This is a genomic window from Pseudomonas sp. GP01-A4 (assembly GCF_058780865.1).
In genome coordinates, this window is sequence record NZ_JBYSWF010000008.1 from 51,688 (window position 1) to 71,352 (window position 19,665).

Consider the following 19,665-nt stretch of genomic DNA (forward strand, 5'->3'; position numbering starts at 1 on the left):
GCGAGCAAGCCCGCTCCCACACAAGCCCGTACACCAGCCAGAGCGGTGTTTACTTCTTGTCGCTCAGCTGCATTTGGCCATCCCAGCCACCGCCCAGTGCAGCGATCAGTTGCACACTGGCAACCAGCCGGGTTTGCAGCAGGGTCAGCACCGTACGCTCGTTGCTCAGGGCGGTGGCTTGCACGGTGACCACATCGAGATAGGCGATCAACCCGGCCTTGTACTGGTTCTGGGTCAGGCGCAGGGATTCCCGGGCCGCTTCGAGGGCCTCGTTACTCACGACCGCCTCGTCTTCCAGGACCTTGAGCTGGACCATGTAGTTTTCCACCTCGCGGAACCCATCGAGTACGGTCTGGCGGTACTTGGCCACGGTCTCATCGTAGGACGCCTCGGCGCGGTCAACTTCGGCCGAACGCTGGCCCCCGTCGAACAGGGTCATGGCGAGTTTCGGCCCCACCGACCAGAAGCGGTTCGGCAGGCTGATCCAGTCGGCGTAGGTGCTGCTGGAGTAGCCGCCGGCCAGGCTCAGGGTCAGGTCCGGGTAGTAGGCGGTCTTGGCCACGCCGATGTTGGCGTTGGCCGCGATCACCGAGCGCTCCGCCTGGGCGATATCCGGGCGGCGCTCCAGCAGTTGCGACGGCAAGCTCACCGGAATCTGCGGCAGCGCCGGAATGTCCTTGCTCACCGCCAAGTTGAAGTTGGCCGGCGGCACACCGATCAGCACGGCAATTGCGTTTTCCAGCTGCGCCCGCTGCCAGATCAGGTCGATCATGCTGGCCTGGGTGCTTTTCAACTGGGTCAGGGCCTGGGCGATGGCGTCCTTGCCCGAGACACCGGCGCGGTATTGGTTCTGGGTCATCTGCAGGGAGCGCTGGTAGGTGTCCACCGTGGCTTGCAGCAAACGGGTCTGTTCGTCCATGACCCGCAGTTGCAGGTAATCCTGCACCAGTTCCGATTGCTGGCTCAGGCGCATCGCCGCAAGATCCGCCGCGCTGGCTTCGGCGCTGGCTTCATTGGCTTCCAGGCCCCGGCGCAGTTTGCCCCAGATATCGGCTTCCCAGCTCACGCCCAACTGGGTGTTGAGGGTGTCGCGAATACCGCTGCTGGAGCTGCTGAGGCTGGCGTTACTGCTGCCGGTACCCTGGCTGGCCCGGCTTTTCGAGGCACTCAGGTCAACCGTGGGGAAGAACGCCCCACGGGCACTGCGCACCTGCGAGGCGGCCTGGCGATAACGCGCCTCGGCCTGGGCCACGGTCTGGTTTGAACTGTTGAGTTTTTCTACCAGCTCATTCAGTTGTTTGTCGCCGTACAGCTCCCACCAGGCGCCCCGGGCCAGCGAGTCGCTGGGCGCGGCCTGGCGCCAGCCCTGGGCCTCTTTGTACTGGGCAGGCTCGGTCAATTCGGGGCGTTTGTAGTCCGGGCCGACGGCGCAGGCGCTGAGCATCACGCCGCACAGGGCCAGGCTCAGCAGCTTTGAGCCGCGAGTCATCGCCAGACGTTGCACGGTGGGAAACGTTGAATCGGTCATAGCGCAGTGTCCAGGGCAGCATCGGTACGCACTCCGCGCCAACCGTTGAAACGGTGGCGCAGGCGGTCGAGATAAAGGTAAACCACAGGCGTGGTGTAGAGGGTCAGGATCTGGCTGAACACCAGCCCGCCGATAATCGTCAGGCCCAGGGGCTGGCGCATTTCCGCGCCTTCGGCCGTGCTGAGCAGCAGCGGCACGGCGCCAAGAATCGCCGCCAGCGTGGTCATCAGGATCGGGCGCAGCCGCACCAGGCAAGCGGCGCGGATCGATTCCAGCGGGCTCATGCCGTCCTTGCGTTCCAGTTGCAGCGCAAGGTCGATCATCAGGATCGCGTTTTTCTTCACCACCCCGATCAGCAGGAACAGCCCCAGCAGCGAGATCAGGCTGAACTCGCCCCCCAGCAGGTAAATCGAAAGCAAGGCGCCCACCCCCGCCGACGGCAAGGTCGACAGAATGGTCAGCGGGTGGATATAGCTCTCATACAGAATCCCCAATACCAGGTACACCGCCACCAGTGCACCGAGGATCATGAACGGCTGGCCTTTCTGGGTGGCGGCGAAGGCGTCGGCCGTACCGGCCATCTTCGCGATCACCTCTTCCGGCAGGCCGACCTTGGCAATCGCCCGCTCAATGGCAGCCGTGCCCTGCTCCACCGTGACGCCGGGCGACATATCAAAGGCAATGTTTTCCGAGGCGAACTGGCCTTCATGGCTGACCCGGTCGTCCGCCAGGCTGTTCTCATAGTGAGCGATGGCCGACAGCGGCACGCGCGCACCGGTGGACGTGATCACCTGCATCTGATTGAGGGTGATCGGGTCCTGGGCGTACTTCGGATTGACCTCCATCACCACCTGGTACTGGTTGAGGCTGTCGTAGATGGTGGAAATCTGCCGCTGGCTGTAGGCGTTGTTGAGCACGGCAGTGACCATGTCCATGTCAATGCCCAGGCGCTTGGCCTGGTCGCGGTCGACAATCAACGTCACCTGGGCCGCCCCACGTCCTTCACGGGCATCGATGGCGGTCAGCTCCGGCAGCTCACGCAACGCGGCAACCACTTTCGGGTACCACAGGCGCAAGGCCGCCAGGTCACCGCTTTGCAGGATGTAGGAATACTGCGAGGTGGTCTGGTCGCGGCCGCCGCCGAATTGCAGGTCCTGGTCAGCCATCAGCATCAGGCGCCCGCCGGGCACCAGTGGCACATTCTTGCGCATGCGCTCGATCACCGCCTGGGCAGAAATCTTGCGTTCGCTGATGGGCTTGAGCCGCACCAGCATCACCGCGTTGTTGGTGCCGCTGTTGCCGCCAATAAAGCCTGCCACGCTCAACACCGCGGGGTCCTGCAGGACGGCCTTGCGGAAAATTTCCATCTTCGGCTGCATCACACTGAATGACAGCCCGTCGTCGCCACGCACAAAGCCGATCAGTTGCCCGGTGTCCTGCTGGGGCATGAAGGTTTTCGGCACCACCACATACAGCGCGACGTTGACCCCGATGGTCACCAACAGGCTGAGCAGTGTCAGGCGCTTGTGGCGCAGCACCCAGTCCAGGCTGCGGGCGTAGCCTGCCACCATGCGGTCGTTTATCTTCTGGCTCCAGCGCTGCAAGCCTGTCTCCTGGCCTTTGACATGGGGCTTGAGCCAGCGGGCGCAGAGCATCGGGGTCAGGGTCAGCGACACCACCAGCGAGACGATGATCGCCGCTGCCAGGGTGATGGAAAACTCGCGGAACAGGCTGGTGACGATCCCGCCCATGAACAGGATCGAGAGGAACACCGCCACCAGCGAGACGTTCATCGACAGCAAGGTGAAGCCGACTTCCTGGGCTCCCAGATACGCCGCCCTCATCGGCGGCACACCCTCGTCGATGTGCCGGGAAATGTTCTCCAGCACCACGATGGCATCGTCCACCACCAGGCCGGTGGCGAGGATCAGCGCCATCAGCGACAGGTTGTTCAGGGAAAAGCCGAACAGGTACATCACTGCAAACGTACCCACCAGCGACACCGGCACCGCCAGGGTGGGAATCAGCGAGGCGCGGAAGTTGCCGAGGAACAGGTAAACCACGAGGATCACCAGGGCCACGGCAATCAGCAGGGTCATCTCGGCTTCGTGCAAGGTGGCGGTGATCACCGGCGAACGGTCCATGGCCAGGTTCAGCTTGACGCTGGACGGCAACACCGCCTGCAAGGCCGGCAGTTGTGCCTTGATCTGCTTCACCGTCTCGATGATGTTGGCGCCGGACTGGCGGTTGATCACCAGCAGCACCGCCGAGTCATTGTTGAAGAAGCCGCTGTTGTAGCGGTCCTCGACGCCGTCGCTGATCTTCGCCACATCCCCCAGGCGCAAGGCCGCGCCATTCTGGTAGCGGATCAGCAGCGGTTCATAGTCCTTGGCCTTTTCCAGCTGATCGTTGGCCTGGATCTGCCAGTTGCGCTGGCTGTCCTCCAGCGAACCCTTGGGCCGGCGCACGTTGGCATTGGCGATGGTATTGCGCACATCGTCCAGGGCCACGCCGTACTGGTCGAGGGCCTTGGGCTCCAGTTCGATACGCACGGCGGGCAACGAGCTGCCGCCGATCTGCACTTCACCCACGCCCGGCACCTGGGACAGGCTTTGGGACAGGATGGTCGAGGCCAGGTCGTACAGCTGGCCCTTGGGCAACACGTCCGAGGTCAGGGACAGCACCATGATGGGCGCCTGGGACGGGTTGATCTTCTTGTAGGTGGGCATGCTGCGCATGCCGCTGGGCAGCAGGTTACGCGAGGCGTTGATCGCCGCCTGCACTTCCCGCGCCGCGCCGTTGATGTCGCGATTGGAGTCGAACGCCAGGATCACCCGGGTCGAACCCTGGCTCGACGAACTGCTCATGGTGGTAATGCCGGCAATCGCGCCGAAGGAGCGCTCCAGCGGCGTGGCCACCGTAGACGCCATCACCTCGGGGCTGGCCCCCGGCAAGCTGGCCGACACCACGATCACCGGGAAATCGATCTGCGGCAATGGCGACACCGGCAACAGGTTGAAGCTGACGCCGCCCAGCAGCATGATCGCCAGGCTCAGCAGCATGGTGGCTACCGGCCGGCGAATGAAAGGTCCGGACAGGTTCATGACTCAACCGGCTCCAGGCGCACCGGCTCTTTGCGCCAGCGACGGCCGAGGCGGTCGAAATACAGGTAGATCACCGGGGTGGTAAACAGGGTCAACACCTGGCTCATCAGCAACCCGCCCACCATCACCAGGCCAAGCGGCTGGCGCAACTCGGCGCCGGAGCCGGTGGCGAGCATCAACGGCACGGCACCGAACAGCGCCGCCAGGGTGGTCATCAGGATCGGCCGGAAGCGCAACAGCGCCGCCTGGTAGATCGCGGTTTGCGGGTCCAGGCCCTGGTTGCGCTCAGCGTCGAGGGCAAAGTCGATCATCATGATCGCGTTCTTCTTCACGATGCCGATCAGCAGGATGATGCCGATGATCGCGATCATCCCCAGGTCGTTGCCACTGAGCAGCAAGGCCAGCAAGGCGCCCACCGCTGCCGACGGCAGGGTCGAGAGGATGGTGATCGGGTGGATGTAGCTCTCGTAGAGCACCCCGAGCACGATGTACATGGTCACCACCGCCGCCAGGATCAGCAGCAAGGTACTCGACAGCGAAGCCTCGAATGCCTGGGCCGCGCCCTGGAACTGGGTCTGCACGCCCACCGGCATGCCGATGTCTTTCTGGGTCTGGTTGATCAGGTCGACGCCCTTGCCCAGCGCCACGCCGGGGGCCAGGTTGAACGACATCATCACCGCCGGGAACTGACCGATATGCGCGATTGCCAACTGGGCCTGGCGCTGTTCCACATGGGCCAGGCTCGACAGCCGCACCTGGCCGCCGTCGGTGGTTTTCACATGGATCTGGTTCAGGGCGTCCGGGCCGAGGGTTTCACCGGACTGGGCCTGCAATACCACGCGGTACTGGCTGGCCTGGGTGTAGATGGTGGATATCTGCCGCTGGCCGAACGCGTCGTACAGCGCGTCGGTGATGGTCGACACCGACACACCAAGGCGCGATGCGGCGTCACGGTCGATCACCAGGTACACCTGCAGGCCCTTGTCCTGCAGGTCGCTGGCGACGTCGGAGAGTTCCGGCAACTGGCTGAGGGCGTGTACCAGCTTTTCACTCCACAAGGCCAGCAGCTCGGCGTCCGGCGAGGACATGCTGAACTGGTACTGGGTACGGCTGACGCGGTCTTCGATGGTCAGGTCCTGCACCGGCTGCATGAACAGGCGAATCCCCACCAGCTTGTCCAACTGCGGCTGCAGGCGCGTGATGATCTGCGCCGCGCTCAGGTCCCGTTCGCCGTGGGGCTTGAGGTTGATCAGCAGGCGACCACTGTTGAGGGTGGCGTTATCACCGTCTACCCCGATATAGGACGACAGGCTCTCCACCGCCGGGTCTTCGAGGATGATCTTCGCCAGTTCCTGCTGGCGCTGGCTCATCGCCGCAAAGGAAATCGACTGTGGCGCTTCGGAAATGCCCTGGATCACGCCGGTGTCCTGCACCGGGAAGAAGCCCTTGGGCACTACCATGTACAACACCACGGTCAGGCCCAGGGTGGCGATGGCCACCAGCAGGGTCAGCGGCTGATGCCTGAGCACCCACTGCAACTTGCGCCCGTAGGCCTCGATCAGCCAGTCGATCCAGGCGCCGCTGGCCTTGTAGAAACGGCCCTGCTCTTCCTCTTTCGGCTCACGCTTGAGCAACCGCGCGCACATCATCGGCGTCAGGGTCAGGGACACCACCAGGGAAATCAGGATCGCCACCGCCAGGGTGATCGCGAATTCACGGAACAGCCGCCCCACCACGTCCGCCATGAACAGCAGCGGGATCAATACCGCGATCAGCGACAGGGTCAGGGAAATCAGGGTGAAGCCGATCTGCTTGGCGCCCTTGAGCGCCGCATTGAGCGGTGTATCGCCTTCCTCGATGTAGCGGGAAATGTTCTCCAGCATCACGATGGCGTCGTCCACCACGAAACCGGTGGCGATGGTCAGCGCCATCAGCGTCAGGTTGTTGATGGAGAAACCGGCGAGGTACATCACGCCGAAGGTGCCCACCAGGGACAGCGGCACGGCGATGGACGGAATAATGGTCGCGCTGAAGCGGCGCAGGAACAGGAACGTCACCATCACCACCAGGGCAATGGCGATCAGCAATTCGTGCTGTACATCCTTGACCGAGGCCCGGATGGTCTGGGTACGGTCGGTAAGCACCGTCACGTCCAGGCCCGCCGGCAGGTTGTCGGTGATGCTTGGCAACAGCGCCTTGATGCGGTCCACCACCTCGATGACGTTGGCCCCGGGCTGGCGCTGGATGTTCAGCAGGACCGCCTGGTTTTCGTTGGCCCAGGCCGCGAGGCGTTCGTTCTCGGCGCCGTCGACGATCTGCGCCACATCCTTGAGCCGCAACGGCGCGCCGTTGTTGTAGGCGAGGATCAGTTCGGCGTATTCCTTGGGCGAGACCAACTGGTCGTTGGCGTCGAGCATCGACACCCGCGTGGGGCCGTCAAAGTTACCCTTGGGCTGGTTGACGTTGGAGGCGGCGATCAGGGTGCGCACATCCGACAGGTTCAGGCCGTTGGCCGCCAGGGCCTCGGGGTTGACCTTGATCCGCACCGCCTGGCGCTGGCCGCCGGCGATGCTGACCATGCCGACGCCGCTGATCTGCGCGATCTTCTGCGCCATGCGCGTGTCGACCAGGTCATTGAGCTTGGGCAGCAACATGGTCTTGGAGGTGATGGCCAGGGTCAGCACCGGGGTATCCGCCGGGTTGACCTTGTTGTACACCGGCGGCGCCGGCAGGTCCTTGGGCAGCAGGTTGGTGGCGGCGTTGATCGCGGCCTGCACCTGTTGCTCGGCGACATCCATGTTGATGTCGAGGTTGAAACGCAGGGTCAGCACCGAGGCGCCGCCGGAGCTGGTGGACGCCATCTGGGTCAGGCCGGGCATCTGCCCGAACTGACGCTCAAGGGGCGCCGTGACCGCGCTGGTCATTACGTCCGGACTGGCGCCGGGGTACAGGGTCATCACCCGGATGGTCGGGTAATCCACCTGGGGCAAGGCCGAGACCGGCAGCAGGCGATAAGCGATCACGCCGGCCAGGACAATGGCCAGCATGCTCAGGGTAGTGGCTACCGGGCGAAGGATGAACAGCCGCGAGAGGTTCATGCGCCGCCCTTTTGCGCCTTGGCGGCATCAGCCGGGCCTTGTTGCGTCTTGGCTGCCGGTTGACCCTGGAGGTGTTCGGTCGGCGTGGTCGGCACTTCAGCGCTGTCGTTGACCACTTCAATGTCACTGCCGTCCTTCAGGCGGTCGGTGCCTTCCAGCACCACGCGGTCGCCGGCGGCCAGGCCTTGCTTGACCACGGTGTTGTCGCCGTCGGAATCACCGATCACCAGCGGACGCACCTTGACCTTCTTGTCGCCATCGAGAACGTAGACGAAGGTGCCGGTATTGCCGAACTGAATCGCCGCCGACGGCGCCAGCACCACGTTGTGCAGGGTGTCGGCCAGCAGGTGCACGTTCACGAACTGGTTGGGGAACAGCGCCTGGTCCTTGTTATCGAACCGCGCCTTGAATTTCAGGGTGCCGGTGGTGACGTCGATCTGGTTATCGAGGCTCTGCAGCACCCCCGTGGCTTTCACCGCGACATCGCCACGGTCCCAGGCTTCCACCGGCAGCTTGTTGCCGGCGTGATAACGCGCCAGCACGGTTTCCAGGGTGTTTTCCGGCAACGTGAAGACCACGCTGATGGGTTGGGTCTGGGTGATCACCGCCAGGAAGGTGGTGTCGTTGGCGGCGACGAGGTTGCCCACGTCTACCTGGCGCAGGCCGACACGACCGGTGATCGGGGCGCGGATCTTGGTGAATTCGAGGTTGAGCTTGGCGTCATCCACCGCGCCCTGGTTGGTCTTGACCGTGCCCTGGTACTGCAACACCAGTGCTTCGGCGGTGTCCAGGGTCTGCTTGGCGATACTGTCCTGGGCATACAGGTCGCGATAACGCTGCACGTCGACCTGGGCGTTTTTCAGCTGGGCCTGGTTCTGCAGCAACGTGCCCTGGGCCTGGAGCAAGGCATTCTGGTAACTGCGCGGGTCGATTTCCGCCAGCAGGTCACCGGCCTTGACCATCTGCCCCTCTTCAAAGGCGATCTTGACCAGCTCTCCGCCAACCCGGCTGCGCACATTGATGGTGTTGAGTGCCGTCACCGTACCCAGCGCCTTGTAGTACACCGGGAATTCGCCCAGCACCGCCGGCGCCACACGCACCGGCACCGGGCCAGTAGAACCCCCAAAGCCCGGGCGCATCATCCCCGACTTGCCGGCATGCCCGGCGGGCTTCTTCTCGGCGCTGTCCTTGTGGCTGGTGCCAGGCCAGAACTTCCAGCACAGGCCGGCAATGACCAGCAGCACGAGCAGGCCGAACAGCCAGCGGCGGGAGTGACGAGGGGTGGATTGCATGGAGTGATCAACCATTGGGTGCGAGAGCTTCTTCTTCGGGAGGCTGAAAGATAAGCACTGGGGCGCGTTAAGAAAAGCGCCTTTACCGGCTATTTACCTTGGATTACAACTTTTAACTTCTGTGCTTAGTCCATTCGCTATCTGGCTAAGCATCTGAAGCACAAATAAAAACGGCCTGGACTAGGCCAGGCCGTAATACTGCATCACGCGTGTTACTGCAAAACGACAGTAATGCGTAGTAACAGTTACTTCAAAACAGCCAGGGCTGCCTCGTAGTTCGGCTCTTGGCCGATTTCGCTGACCAGTTCGCTGTGCAGCACGTTGTCGTTCTCGTCCAGTACCACGACGGCACGGGCGGTCAGGCCTTTGAGCGGGCCATCAGCAATCGCAACACCGTAGTCGACAGCAAAGGCTGCCTCACGGAAGTCCGACAGGTTCTTCACGTTTTCCAGGCCTTCGGCACCGCAGAAACGCGCCTGGGCAAATGGCAGGTCGGTGGAGATGCACAACACTACGGTGTTGTTCACGTCGTTGACCTGAGCGTTGAACTTGCGAACCGAAGTGGCGCAGGTCGGGGTATCAACGCTTGGGAAAATGTTCAGCACTTTGCGCTTGCCGGCGAAAGTCGCCAGGGTCGCGTCAGACAGGTCGCCGGCAGTCAGGGTGAAGTCTGGCGCCTTGGCGCCGACTTTCGGCAAATCGCCTTCGACCTGGACAGGGTTGCCTCGGAGGGTAACTTGAGCCATGAACGGAATCCTTCTAGTGGTGGTAGTGAAACGAATTTCAGGTGCCGAAGTTAAACACAAAGTTCGATGGGCACCTATGGGCGGACGCAAATTGTCATGGTGCGAGGCTCAACGCCCCGCCGCCACGAACCCGCGCTGCAGGTCCTCGATCAACGCCTCCACATCCTCCAGCCCCACATGCAGGCGCACCACCGGGTTCAATCCACGGTCGGCGGCGTTCTGGCGATCCTGTGTATCGGCCAGGGTCACCAGGCTTTCAAAGCCGCCCCAGGATGCGCCCAGGCCAAACAGCTGCAGGCCGTCGATAAACCGTTCGACGTAGCCGGCATCCGCGCGGTCGAGTTCGAAGGACAGCAAACCGTTGCTCCCGCTGAAGTCACGCTTCCACAGCGCGTGGCCAGGATGCTCCGCCAGTGCCGGATGAAACACCCGCCTGACCTGCGGCTGCGCCTGCAACCACTGGGCAATCTTCAACGCCTGGCGCTCGTGCACGTCCAGCCGGGAAGCCAGGGTGCGTGCGCCACGCAGGATCAGGTAGGCATCGTCGGCACTCACTGCATTGCCAAAGGTATCGCTCATTTTCGCCAGGGCCGGCCATGCCGCTTCGGTGGTGCAGACGCTGCCCATCATCACGTCACTGTGGCCGCCAAGGTACTTGGTCAAGGCCATGATCGAGATGTCGGCACCCAGCGCCAGCGGTCGGTACAGGTACGCCGAGCCCCAGGTGTTGTCCACCGCCAACAGAATGCCCCGCGGCTTGCACAGTGCGGCTAGCGCGGGCAGGTCACACAGCTCATACAGCAGCGAACCCGGCACTTCGGCGTAGACCATTTTGGTGTTGGCCTGCAGTTGCGCTTCCAGGCCACTGCCGTCCGGGGCGAAATAGCTGACTTCGATGCCGAATGGCTGGAGGAACTCCCGGGCCAGTTTGCGCACCGGCGAATAGACGGCGTCGGTGATCAACACATGGTCGCCGGGCCGCAGGTAGGCCAGGAACGTCTGCGCCGCGGCGGCGAGCCCGGTGCCATACAGCCGTGTGCGATAGCCCCCCTCAAGTTCGGTGACCAGGTCTTCAAGGGCAAAAGCGGTGGGATTGCCGCGTGCGCCGTAACTCAGGACCCGCTCACTGTCGCGTCGGGAGCGCGCGTCACGCATCTGGGCCAGGTTGTCGAACAGCACGGTGCTCAGGCGGGTGATCGGTACGTTCACCGCCCGACCACCATTGCCGCCTTCGGTACGCGCCGCGTGAATCAGCCGGGTACGCACCCGTGACGCGGGCAACAACGGCTTGAGACTGGCGATTTCCGCTTCGCTCATCTGTGCCAACAGGCCAATTTCCCAGGCGAGATATTGGCGGGCAGCGTCCTTGTTGCCGCTGTGACGGTCGTGGGTGAAGAACAGGAAGTCGATGCACTGGTTGTCCGGAGGCGTTTGCGCATCCTCGATCACCGGCAAACCGGCCGCAACCCACGCGGCATAGCCACCGTCGAGCAAACGCACATCGCCGCCCAAGCCCAACGCAGCAAAAGCGGCCAGTGCCGGATCATCAGCCAGCAGCACCAGTGGACGCCCACCAGCGGTCAACCGCGAACGAATCGACCAGCGCGAACCGACAATCCGGCCCTTGCGATGGATCATGCTCGGGCGCAGGTCCACCAGGTCCACGGTGTCGTCCTTCAGCGCCTCGGCCAGCGCCTGCACCGAGATCAGCGGCAGCGCGTCAAAGGGCACGGCCTCCTTGACCTCCAGCGCCAATCCACTGTGGACGCCACCCTCCAGCACATACGCCTCATGCCCCAACTGCCGCAGCCAACTGGCGACAATCGGCGCACGCACACCATCACTGTCCAGCAGCACCACCCGTGCCTGACGCACGCCGATGTACAGGTCGGTGGACTGGATCAATTGCCCGCCCGGCGTGTGTTGCGCCCCCGGCAAACTGCCGGCGGCAAATTCTTCAGCGGTACGCACATCGCACAGGAACAGGCTACGGGCCGGGTCCGCCGCCCATTGCCGGACCTGCTCCGCCTTGACACTGACCACCCCTGCCCGCTCCGCCAACTGCCGGGCAGCTTCGCGCTGCCGGCCCAGATCCGTCGAGACCTGGTCGGCATAACGCCGAGTGCTGCCATGCTCCAGCTTGAAGTCCGCCAGGTACCAACCCTGGGTACCGTTTTCCAGGGCATAAACCGGGTTCTTCACCCCGAGGTTGATCAAAGTCTGGGCGCCGATAATGCTGCGGGTACGCCCGGCGCAGTTGACCACGATCGGCGTGGTTTCATCCGGCACCAGGTCGTGCACGCGATAGCCCAGCTCACCATTGGGGCAGCAGATCGAACCGGGAATGGTCATCTTGCGGTATTCATCGAACGGCCGACCGTCCAGCACCACCAGCGGCTCGCCCGTGGCCTGCCAGTCCGCCAGTTGCTGCGCGGTGACGTGGGGTGTGTGGCTGGCCTCTTCCACCAATTCGCCAAAGGCTTTCGACGGCACATGCACCCCGGCGAACAACTGCAGACCCGCCGCCTGCCAAGCGTTCGCACCCCCTTCCAGCACATGCACATGGCGGTAGCCCAGCGCTTGTAAACGCAGTGCCGTGCGCGCAGCCACATCGCCGCCGTCCTGGTCGTAGATCACCAGGCGCACCCGGGGATTCGGTGCCAGGCGCTGCACCTCCAGTTCCAGGCGGCTATAGGGCAGGTTCACCCCGTGAAACAGGTGGGCCTCGCCGTATTGGCCGTGCTCGCGTACGTCGAACAGGGCGATTTCCTGGCCGTCAAACAGCCATTGTTGCAATTGCCCGGGTGTGATGGTCTGGCTCATGGAAGTCCCGCAAAAAATAGATGGGTTACTGCAAGGCCAGCGAACGCTCGCCGGCGGCCACTTCACGGCCCTTGGCATAGGCCCGCTGGACTGCCGGGCGCGCCTTGATGCGCAGACGCCAGGCCTGGATGTGCGGGTAGTCCGCCAGGTCCTGGCCTTGGCGCAGGGGCTGGATCCACGGAAAAATCGCCATGTCGGCCACCGAATATTCGCCCGCCACATACGGCACCTCGGCCAGGCGCTGCTCCAGCACCCGATACAGGCGCGTGGCTTCGGCGTTCAGCAGGTCCAGGGCAAAGGGAATCGGTTCCGGAGCCTTCTCCTTGAACAGCTGCAACTGGCTCAGGTACGGGGTGATATGCCCTACCTGCCAGAACAGCCACTCCTGGACCTTCTGGCGCTCGGCGCTGCCGGCGGGCGGCAGGAAGCGCCCGGCCTTGTCCGCCAGGTAGTTCAGGATCGCCCCGGACTCGAACAGGCTCAGGGGTGCTTCAAGGCGGTGGTCGACAATCGCCGGAATCCGCCCATTCGCACTGATGCGCTGGAAGCTTTCCTGCTTCTGCGCGCCTTCGCGGATGTTGACCGGAATCAGGCGGTACTCCGCCTCCAGCTCTTCCAGCAGGATGCCGACTTTCAGGCCGTTGCCCGTAGGCCAGTAATACAGATCAATCATAAAAAACCCTGGATGAACGCTGATCCAATTGTGGGAGCGGGCTTGCTCGCGAATGCGGTGGGCCAGAAACGCATTCATTGGCTGACACACCCCATTCGCGAGCAAGCCCGCTCCCACAGTTGATGTGTGTTGTGCTCAGGAATAGGCCCGGATTGAAGGCGCCATCTGCGAGGCGTTGTAGTTGAGGATCCGGCCGTCTGCTTCAACGCCGTAACGGCCATTGAGGGATTCCAGCGGCAAGCCGTACAGGTGGAAATGCAAGGTCGCCTGCTCACCCTCAACGCGAATCCCGTGCAGGTCTTCACCGAGGAACGAGATAGAGGTGCCCGGCTGCACGACGACTTCTTTCTCAAGGGTCAGGGTGGTGAAGCCTTCCTCACGCCCTTCATCGTTGCGGCCATACACGTAGTTGATTTCCTGGCCTTCAACGGCACTGATGATCGCCCAGGTTTCGTGGTTGTGCGGGAGGGTGCTTTTGCCCGGCAGCAACGAGTTCAGGTACAGGGTGGGCGTGTCGCCGTCGTCGTTCAGGCGATAGCGGAACGCGGTACTGCCCTGGCCCGGCACCGGCGCGGGGAATTCGCTGAAGTTGAACAGGTCCCGGCGCTCGGCCAGGGTTTCCAGCAGCCCGACGATTTCCACCAGGGCCGCGCGGTCTACGCCACGCTGGTTGATGACGCGGATCTGCTGCAGGAAGTCTTCGATAACGGCGGCACGGTTTGCGGTACTCATGACGAGGTTCCTCTTGTTAGACGGACAGGGTGTAGCGGCTCAGGTTGGTCAACAGGTACGGATCGTTGGCGATCGGCGGCCGACGGCCGGGATCGCCCAAGGCATGGCGCAGGAATTCCTGGGTCCGTTCACTGGTGGGGCGCTGGAAGATCTGCTCGGCGCTGCCGTGCTCGACGATCACGCCGTTTTCGGTGAAATAGACGATGTCGCTGATCTCTTCGGCAAAGCGCATTTCGTGGGTCACCAGCACGCAGGTCATGCCTTCTTCGGTCAGCTCGCGAATCACCGTCAGTACTTCACCGACGGTTTCCGGGTCCAGGGCCGAGGTCACTTCATCGAACAGGATCAGCTCGGGGCGCATCGCCAACGCCCTGGCAATCGCCACCCGCTGCTGTTGGCCGCCGGACAATTGGCCCGGATAGGCATCGGCCTTGTGCTCCATGCGCACCTTGGCCAACAGCGCCCGGGCATCTTTCTCGGCATCGGCACGGTTACGACCGAGCACCTTGCGCGGGGCGATCACCAGGTTTTCCAGCACGGACAAATGCGGGAACAGGTTGTATTGCTGGAATACAAAACCCACACGCTTGCGCAACTCGATGCGCTGGGCTTCCTGGGTCAGCGTATCGACCCGGGTTTCGCCCACGCGAATGGTGCCGCGCTGAGGCTGCAACAGGCCGGTGATGCAACGCAGGATGGTCGACTTGCCCGAGCCCGACGGGCCGATGATCGACACCGCCTGGCCGCGATGCACGTCGAGGTCGATGCCCTTGAGCACCCGGTTGTCACCGAACGACAGCTGCAAATCCCGCAGGCTGACCAGGGGTTCAATAGAAGGCATAACGGCGCTCCAGGCGTTGGGTCAAACGGGAAATCGGGTAGCAGTAGGCGAAGAACAGGACCAACAGGCTGAGGTAGATCACCACGGTAAAGCCGGTCATGTTCACGGTGTTGCTGGCGATCTGTGCGGTGTCGATCACGTCGTGCACGCCCACCAGCGACGCCAGGGCGGTGCCCATGGTGACCACCGCGTAGAGGTTCATCCACGGCGGCAACATGCGCTTGAAGCACTGGGGCAGGATGATCGAGCTGAATATCTGGCCGCGGGTGAATGCCAGTGAGCGCGCCGCTTCCCATTGGGTGCTGGGGATCGAGCCGATGGCGCCGCGAAAGATCTCCGCCACGTTGGCGCTGGCCGGCAATGCCAGGCCAATCGTCACCTTGACCCAGTCCGGGAACGACACGTAGCTGCTGCCGATATGGATCTCGAACGGGAACACGTAGGTGGTGAAATAGATCAGCACCAGCCACGGTGCATTGCGGAAAACCTGCACCCAGATCCGCGCGGGCAACCGCAGCAGGCGCATGGGTGACAGGGCCAACGCGCCCACCATCAGGCCCAGCAGCGAACCAAGACCAATCGCCACCAGGCTGATCAGGATGTTCTGGCCGAAACCAGTCACCAGCGCCGGCGACCATTGCAGCAACGCCGACAGCACCGGGAATGAATCAATGGCCATAGCCGGGCATCCTCAGGCGCGCTTCCAGCCAGCGCCCCACACAATTGACGGTAAAACTCAGCAAGCCGAAAAAGCTCAGGATCAGAATCATCAGCTCCAGCACGTTGTCGCTCTGGGTCCAGATCATGATCGAGGCGTAGGTGATATCGCCCACGGCGATGGCCGAGGCCACGGCGGTCATTTTCACCAGGTCGATCAGGTTGTTGATCAGCGACGGCAGCGCGAAGCGCAGGGCCAACGGCAACTGCACATTCCACAGCAATTGCCGGCTGCTGAACGCCAGGGAGCTGGCGGCTTCCAGGGTCACGGCGGGCACCGCCTCGATGCCGGCGCGCAGGGCTTCGGCGTGGAACGCGCCCTTGTGCAGCGAAATCACGATCACCACCCAGGCAAACGGCGTCAGCGGGTTGGCCGCGCCGACGGCCTGGGTCAGCAGCATGTTCAACACCAGGAATGCGCAGTACAGCTGCACCAGGGTCGGCGTGTTGCGGGTGACTTCGATAAACACCCGCGCCGGTTTGGCCAGCCACGGGTTGCCGGAAGTCAGCAGCGCCGCCAGGCTGATCCCGGCCAGCAGGCTGCCGACGATGGTGAACAGGCACAACAGCACCGTGGTCAGCGCGCCCTGCTCCAGGGTGCCGCGCTGATAGGCATCCAGCAGGAAGCTGTAGTTGAGGCCGATACCGGCGGCCCAGTGCACAAAAAGCTCCAGCCAATGACTCATTCGACGCCCCGCAGCTTGCCGCAGGCGACAGCGATACGGCGGCCGGCCTCGGCCACGCTGTCGGTCGCCGTGGCGATGGACAGGCGAAACCACGGCGACAGGCCGTAGGCACTGCCCGCTACTCCGGCGACGCCCTCCTCCAGCAAGTACGCGACGACATCGCCATCATCGTTCAGGCGCTGACCGTCCGGGCGATAGCGGCCAAGCAAACCGGCGCAACGCACGAACACGAAAAAGCCGCCCTGGGGTTCGAGTACTTCCAGGCCCACGACGGTGCCGAGGGCCATCATCAACAGGTCCCGGCGCAGCTGATAGGCCGCTACCTGCTCGGCCAAAAAGCCCAGCCCGCCGGTGAATGCAGCCAATGCAGCAGCCTGGCCCACGGAGGAAGCACCGGAGGTGGATTGCGACTGAACAACCGCCATTGCATGGGTCAAGGCCTGCGGTCCGGCGCCGAAACCGATGCGCCAGCCGGTCATGGCGTAGGTCTTGGACACGCCGCCCACCAGCAGGCAACGGTCCTGCAAATCCGGCGCGACGTTCAGCAGGCTCTGGGCCGGGCGACCGTCGAAGCGGATGTGTTCGTAGAGTTCATCCAGCAGCACCAGCACCTGGGGATGGCGACGCAGCACCTCGGCCAGCGCATGCAGTTCAGCCTCGCCATACACCGCACCGCTCGGGTTGCCCGGGCCGTTAAGGATCAGCCAGCGCGTGCGTTGATTGATGTGTTGCTCCAGCTGGGCGGGCAGCAGTTTGCAACCCTGCTCCAGCCCGCACTCGATAAAAACCGGCTCGCCACCGTTGAAGCGCACGCTGTCGGGGAACGACGGCCAGTAAGGCGTCGGCACCAGCACTTGATCGCCGTCGTCGAGGGTTGCGGCGAAGGCGTTGAAGATGATTTGTTTCGCGCCGTTGGCGATCACGATATTCGGCAGCGAATAGTCCAGGTGGTTTTCTTCGGCCAGTTTTCGCTGCACGGCCACGCGCAAGGCTTTTACCCCGGGTGTCGGCGTGTACTTGGTGGCGCCCGCAGCAATGGCTGCGCAGGCGGCTTGCTTGATGTGCTCCGGGGTATCGAAATCCGGCTCGCCGGTGGTCAGGTCCAGGATGTCGCGGCCGGCGTCACGCAGTTCCGTGGCGCGGGATTTGGCCGCCGCATTGGCCGACAGCGACACGCGCTGCACCCGCTTGGACAGGCGAACGGTCATGGCTGCACCTCAATGACTTTGCCGGGATTGAGCAGGTTTTTCGGGTCGAGGGCCCGCTTGATGCGGCGCATCAGGTCCAGTTCCACCGGGCTTTTGTAGCGGCCCAGCAGGCCGACCTTGCGCTGGCCAATCCCGTGTTCGGCGCTGATAGAGCCGCCATGGGCATGGGCGCTGTCATGTACCAGCAAGCTCAATTCGGCGTAGTTGCGCATGTGCTCGTCAACCGTTGAATCCAGCGGATGAGCCACGTTGTAATGCAGGTTGCCGTCCCCCAGGTGCCCGAACGTGAAGTTGCGAACACCGGGGAAATGCGTCTGCAACAGCGCATCGGTATGGGCGACGAAGGCGACGATTTGCGAAATGGGCACCGAGATATCGTGCTTCATATTGCGTCCGGCACGCTTCTGCGCTTCGCTCATGTTCTCCCGCAGCAGCCATAGCGCTTCGCTTTGCGCCAGGCTTTCGGCGATCAGTGCGTCGGCCAGCAGTGACTGTTCGAAGGCTTCACCGAGGACCGTTTCGAAGGCTTCGCGGGCGTGGGTTTCACCTTGGTTATCCGACAGCTCCAGCAAGGCAAACCAGGGTTGGCTGGCGTTGAGAAACGGTTGCGGGCCCTCGGGAAATTGCTCGCGCAACAACGCCAGGCAATCGGCGCTGAGCAATTCGAATGCAGTGAGGTTCGCACCAAAACCGGCGCGGGCATGGGACAGGAACGCCACCGCCTGGGCCAACTCGTCAAACGCCAGCAGCGCTGTCGCCTGGGCCTTGGGCAGCGGGAACAGCTTCAGGGTCGCAGCGGTGATAATCCCGAGGGTACCTTCGCTGCCCACGTACAAATCCCGCAGGTCGTAGCCGGTGTTGTCCTTGCGCAACCCTCGCAGGCCATTCCAGATTTCGCCTTCGGCGGTCACCACTTCCAGGCCCAGGGTCAACTCGCGGGTGTTGCCATAACGCAGCACGGCGGTGCCGCCTGCATTGGTGCCAAGGTTGCCGCCGATGGTGCAACTGCCTTCGGCGCCCAGACTCAATGGAAACAGGCGATCGGCTTCACGGGCCACGTCCTGGATGTTTTGCAGGATGCAGCCGGCTTCGACGGTCAGGGTGTCGTTGTCGGTATCAATCACGCGCACCCGGTTCATGCGGTCGAGCAGCAACAATACCGCGCGGCCGCTGGCATCCGGTGTGGCACCCGCCATCAGGCCGGTGTTGCCGCCCTGGACCACGATGGGCGCTTCCAGGGCGACACACGCACGCACCACGGCGGCCACTTCCTCGGTGTTGGCCGGGTGCACCACGGCGATCACCTGGCCGGTGTAGCGGCCCTGTTTGTCGGTCAGGTACTGGGCGGCATCTTCACTGCGCTGCACATGGGCGGCGCCGAGCAGTTGTTGCAGGGTGGCGAATAGCGCTTCACTCATGGCTGTACTGCTCGTGCAGATCACGCAGGGCTTGGGACGGAGCCATGCCGGTACGTTCGCCGAGGGCGATCAACCAGCCGCTGCGATGCCAGTCGCGCACGATGGCGTCGAGCCTGGCCTGGGTGTCGTGTTCGCCTTTGCGGATCCAGATCACGGATTTGGACGGGATCAAATCCCCCGGCAACGGGATCTCGTAGCCGGACCATTCGGCATCGCCGAGTAGCGCGTGCATGGTCGGGCTGACGTGCACCGCCGCCACGCAGCCATTGCCGCGCAACGACAGCAAAGATTCGGACTGGCTGCGGAACGCCTTGATCTGCGCGCCGTAGGTTTCCTGCAACGGCTTGATGAAGTTGCTGCCCTGGGACACGCACACCGGCTTGCCCTTGAGGTCGGCCCACTGGGTGATGCCGGCGCCTTTGCGGATCAACGCCGCGCCGCCGACCTCTTCATAGGGCGTGGGCACGTAGTCGAGAATCTCGGCGCGTTCGTCGGTGTACTGCATGTTGGCGATCAGCACGTCGACCTTGCCCTGTTGCAGGAACTGCACGCGGTTGGGCGCCAGTACCGAAACGGTCCTGGTCTCCACACCCAGCGCCTGGCCCAGGCCCTTGGCCAGTTCGACGTTGTAGCCCAGGTGTTCGCCGGTCTTGGGGTCGATGGTGCCAAACGGCGGACCGCTGAGGATCACGCCGACGCTGATGGCGTGGCGTTGCTGGATCTTGTCGAGGGTGGCGTCGGCGTGGACCAGGCTGGCGCACAGTGCCAGGCCCAAGGCAGTCAGGGTTCTCAATGTCAT

At 63.4% G+C, this 19,665-nt stretch carries 14 protein-coding genes; all 14 read right to left on the reverse strand.

Going from position 1 to position 19,665, the window contains the following annotated elements:
* Nucleotides 1-49: 49 nt before the first annotated feature.
* The 14 genes from AC3WKX_RS07670 to AC3WKX_RS07735 all read right to left on the reverse strand — a co-directional run bounded on the left by AC3WKX_RS07670 (nucleotide 50) and on the right by AC3WKX_RS07735 (nucleotide 19,665).
* Complete coding sequence (locus AC3WKX_RS07670) at nucleotides 50-1,528, reverse strand: efflux transporter outer membrane subunit (RefSeq protein WP_102605670.1); 1,479 nt, start codon at nucleotides 1,526-1,528, stop codon at nucleotides 50-52.
* Nucleotides 1,525-4,632 carry an efflux RND transporter permease subunit gene (locus AC3WKX_RS07675; RefSeq protein ID WP_102605669.1) on the reverse strand — a complete coding sequence of 1,036 codons (3,108 nt, stop codon included), beginning with the start codon at nucleotides 4,630-4,632 and terminating at the stop codon, nucleotides 1,525-1,527. Before AC3WKX_RS07675 ends, AC3WKX_RS07670 begins: the two co-directional genes overlap by 4 nt.
* The gene (locus AC3WKX_RS07680; RefSeq protein WP_102605668.1) at nucleotides 4,629-7,730 is read right to left on the reverse strand and encodes an MdtB/MuxB family multidrug efflux RND transporter permease subunit; all 3,102 of its coding nucleotides are present in this window, start codon (nucleotides 7,728-7,730) and stop codon (nucleotides 4,629-4,631) included. The genes AC3WKX_RS07675 and AC3WKX_RS07680 overlap by 4 nt, the downstream gene beginning before the upstream one ends.
* Nucleotides 7,727-9,037, reverse strand: a complete 1,311-nt coding sequence (locus AC3WKX_RS07685) for an MdtA/MuxA family multidrug efflux RND transporter periplasmic adaptor subunit (protein WP_102605667.1) — start codon at nucleotides 9,035-9,037, stop codon at nucleotides 7,727-7,729. Before AC3WKX_RS07685 ends, AC3WKX_RS07680 begins: the two co-directional genes overlap by 4 nt.
* A gap of 230 nt (nucleotides 9,038-9,267) precedes the next feature.
* Nucleotides 9,268-9,768: a thiol peroxidase gene (tpx, locus tag AC3WKX_RS07690; protein WP_003207496.1), complete on the reverse strand. Its 501-nt coding sequence runs from the start codon at nucleotides 9,766-9,768 to the stop codon at nucleotides 9,268-9,270.
* Nucleotides 9,769-9,876: 108 nt separating this feature from the next.
* Nucleotides 9,877-12,591: a cystathionine beta-lyase gene (metC, locus tag AC3WKX_RS07695; protein WP_102605666.1), complete on the reverse strand. Its 2,715-nt coding sequence runs from the start codon at nucleotides 12,589-12,591 to the stop codon at nucleotides 9,877-9,879.
* A gap of 25 nt (nucleotides 12,592-12,616) precedes the next feature.
* A complete protein-coding gene (locus AC3WKX_RS07700) occupies nucleotides 12,617-13,264 on the reverse strand; it encodes a glutathione S-transferase family protein (RefSeq protein ID WP_102605671.1) in 648 nt (215 codons plus the stop codon).
* Between the two features lie 135 nt (nucleotides 13,265-13,399).
* Nucleotides 13,400-13,996 carry a cysteine dioxygenase family protein gene (locus AC3WKX_RS07705; protein ID WP_008435185.1) on the reverse strand — a complete coding sequence of 199 codons (597 nt, stop codon included), beginning with the start codon at nucleotides 13,994-13,996 and terminating at the stop codon, nucleotides 13,400-13,402.
* Between the two features lie 16 nt (nucleotides 13,997-14,012).
* The gene (locus AC3WKX_RS07710; RefSeq protein WP_003207489.1) at nucleotides 14,013-14,837 is read right to left on the reverse strand and encodes an amino acid ABC transporter ATP-binding protein; all 825 of its coding nucleotides are present in this window, start codon (nucleotides 14,835-14,837) and stop codon (nucleotides 14,013-14,015) included.
* Nucleotides 14,824-15,516 (reverse strand): amino acid ABC transporter permease, encoded by a 693-nt coding sequence (locus tag AC3WKX_RS07715; protein WP_102605665.1) that lies wholly within the window; start codon nucleotides 15,514-15,516, stop codon nucleotides 14,824-14,826. The genes AC3WKX_RS07710 and AC3WKX_RS07715 overlap by 14 nt, the downstream gene beginning before the upstream one ends.
* The gene (locus AC3WKX_RS07720; RefSeq protein ID WP_003207485.1) at nucleotides 15,506-16,240 is read right to left on the reverse strand and encodes an amino acid ABC transporter permease; all 735 of its coding nucleotides are present in this window, start codon (nucleotides 16,238-16,240) and stop codon (nucleotides 15,506-15,508) included. The genes AC3WKX_RS07715 and AC3WKX_RS07720 overlap by 11 nt, the downstream gene beginning before the upstream one ends.
* Entirely contained in the window at nucleotides 16,237-17,448 is a 1,212-nt protein-coding gene (locus AC3WKX_RS07725) for an aminotransferase class I/II-fold pyridoxal phosphate-dependent enzyme (protein ID WP_102605664.1), read from the reverse strand. The genes AC3WKX_RS07720 and AC3WKX_RS07725 overlap by 4 nt, the downstream gene beginning before the upstream one ends.
* Nucleotides 17,445-18,866 (reverse strand): FAD-binding oxidoreductase, encoded by a 1,422-nt coding sequence (locus AC3WKX_RS07730; RefSeq protein ID WP_102605663.1) that lies wholly within the window; start codon nucleotides 18,864-18,866, stop codon nucleotides 17,445-17,447. Before AC3WKX_RS07730 ends, AC3WKX_RS07725 begins: the two co-directional genes overlap by 4 nt.
* Nucleotides 18,859-19,665, reverse strand: a complete 807-nt coding sequence (locus AC3WKX_RS07735; RefSeq protein WP_102605662.1) for a transporter substrate-binding domain-containing protein — start codon at nucleotides 19,663-19,665, stop codon at nucleotides 18,859-18,861. The genes AC3WKX_RS07730 and AC3WKX_RS07735 overlap by 8 nt, the downstream gene beginning before the upstream one ends.

Coding starts and splice junctions, on each gene's coding strand:
- AC3WKX_RS07670 (WP_102605670.1), bottom strand. CDS start 1,528: ATGACCGATTCAACGTTTCCCACCGTGCAACGTCTGGCGATGACTCGC.
- AC3WKX_RS07675 (WP_102605669.1), bottom strand. CDS start 4,632: ATGAACCTGTCCGGACCTTTCATTCGCCGGCCGGTAGCCACCATGCTG.
- AC3WKX_RS07680 (WP_102605668.1), bottom strand. CDS start 7,730: ATGAACCTCTCGCGGCTGTTCATCCTTCGCCCGGTAGCCACTACCCTG.
- AC3WKX_RS07685 (WP_102605667.1), bottom strand. CDS start 9,037: ATGGTTGATCACTCCATGCAATCCACCCCTCGTCACTCCCGCCGCTGG.
- tpx (WP_003207496.1), bottom strand. CDS start 9,768: ATGGCTCAAGTTACCCTCCGAGGCAACCCTGTCCAGGTCGAAGGCGAT.
- metC (WP_102605666.1), bottom strand. CDS start 12,591: ATGAGCCAGACCATCACACCCGGGCAATTGCAACAATGGCTGTTTGAC.
- AC3WKX_RS07700 (WP_102605671.1), bottom strand. CDS start 13,264: ATGATTGATCTGTATTACTGGCCTACGGGCAACGGCCTGAAAGTCGGC.
- AC3WKX_RS07705 (WP_008435185.1), bottom strand. CDS start 13,996: ATGAGTACCGCAAACCGTGCCGCCGTTATCGAAGACTTCCTGCAGCAG.
- AC3WKX_RS07710 (WP_003207489.1), bottom strand. CDS start 14,837: ATGCCTTCTATTGAACCCCTGGTCAGCCTGCGGGATTTGCAGCTGTCG.
- AC3WKX_RS07715 (WP_102605665.1), bottom strand. CDS start 15,516: ATGGCCATTGATTCATTCCCGGTGCTGTCGGCGTTGCTGCAATGGTCG.
- AC3WKX_RS07720 (WP_003207485.1), bottom strand. CDS start 16,240: ATGAGTCATTGGCTGGAGCTTTTTGTGCACTGGGCCGCCGGTATCGGC.
- AC3WKX_RS07725 (WP_102605664.1), bottom strand. CDS start 17,448: ATGACCGTTCGCCTGTCCAAGCGGGTGCAGCGCGTGTCGCTGTCGGCC.
- AC3WKX_RS07730 (WP_102605663.1), bottom strand. CDS start 18,866: ATGAGTGAAGCGCTATTCGCCACCCTGCAACAACTGCTCGGCGCCGCC.
- AC3WKX_RS07735 (WP_102605662.1), bottom strand. CDS start 19,665: ATGACATTGAGAACCCTGACTGCCTTGGGCCTGGCACTGTGCGCCAGC.